This is a genomic window from Mesorhizobium sp. M4B.F.Ca.ET.017.02.2.1 (assembly GCF_003998955.1).
In the GTDB taxonomy this organism is placed as follows: Bacteria; Pseudomonadota; Alphaproteobacteria; order Rhizobiales; family Rhizobiaceae; genus Mesorhizobium; species Mesorhizobium abyssinicae.
Genome location: NZ_RZOF01000654.1, coordinates 1 through 898 on the forward strand (window position 1 = coordinate 1; position 898 = coordinate 898).

1 protein-coding gene and 1 pseudogene are annotated in these 898 nt (G+C 69.5%); both read right to left on the reverse strand.

Annotation, left to right across the window (positions count from 1 at the left end; all coding sequences use genetic code 11):
• On the reverse strand, nt 1-601 hold a 601-nt coding region (locus tag EN738_RS34645; protein WP_245494858.1), incomplete at its 3' end, for an N-acetyltransferase.
• Nucleotides 602-699: 98 nt separating this feature from the next.
• A pseudogene (locus EN738_RS34650) lies at nt 700-898 on the reverse strand (ornithine decarboxylase); the annotation flags it as partial.

Genomic DNA, 898 nt, shown 5'->3' on the forward strand with positions numbered 1-898 from the left:
GCTCATAGGGGCCGGGCATCGCCAGCGCGCCGGTCTTCGCCGCCGAGAAGCCGAAGCGCCCATAGTAGGGCGCATCGCCGACGAGCAGGATCGCGCCATGGCCGAGGCGCGCCGCCTCGGCGACAGCATGGCGCATCAGCGCCGAGCCGATACCGGCGCCCTTGAGCGCGGGATCGACGGCCAGCGGGCCAAGCAGCAGTGCCGCCGCACCGCCCTCGCCCAAGCTTACATCCCAGAGCCGCACGGTGGCGAGCACCGCGCCCGAGGCATCGCGCGCGACGAAGGCCAGGCCTTCCGACGGCCGGCGGCCGCGCCGCAACTTCTCCGACGACTTCCTGCGCCGCCCAGGCCCCATGGCACGGTCGAGCAGGTCCTCGCGCGCTTCGATATCGCCGGCGCTTTCGGCCACGATGGCGAATGCCGGAGCCTGTGAGGCCCCCTCACCCGGCTCGCCGCGCGAGCCAGCCTGTGCCCATTGGGCAAGGGAGGGCGCAAGCGCTGCCATCGGGCTCCTCTCCCCCGCGAAGAAGAGCTGATCCGAAGGGCCGGATGAGGGGGCAATGTCGGTGTCCGCAATGGCCGATTTGATCAGGTAGTCCATGTCCGCGATCCTTCACGAGCGGAGATCTGTTCCACAAGCGAGCCCGGGTGGGCGACAGGCGCCCACCTGGGATGATCTGAACGGTCCTTGCGAACCGGTCAGATCACGTAGGATCGGAGCGGCTCGAAGCCGTTGAAGGCGACCGAGGAGTAGGTCGTCGTGTAGGCGCCGGTGCCTTCGATCAGCACCTCGTCGCCGATGGTCAGCGACAGGGGCAGCGGATAGGGCGTCTTCTCGTACATCACGTCGGCCGAATCGCAGGTCGGGCCGGCGAGCACGCAAGGCGCGGTCTCGCTG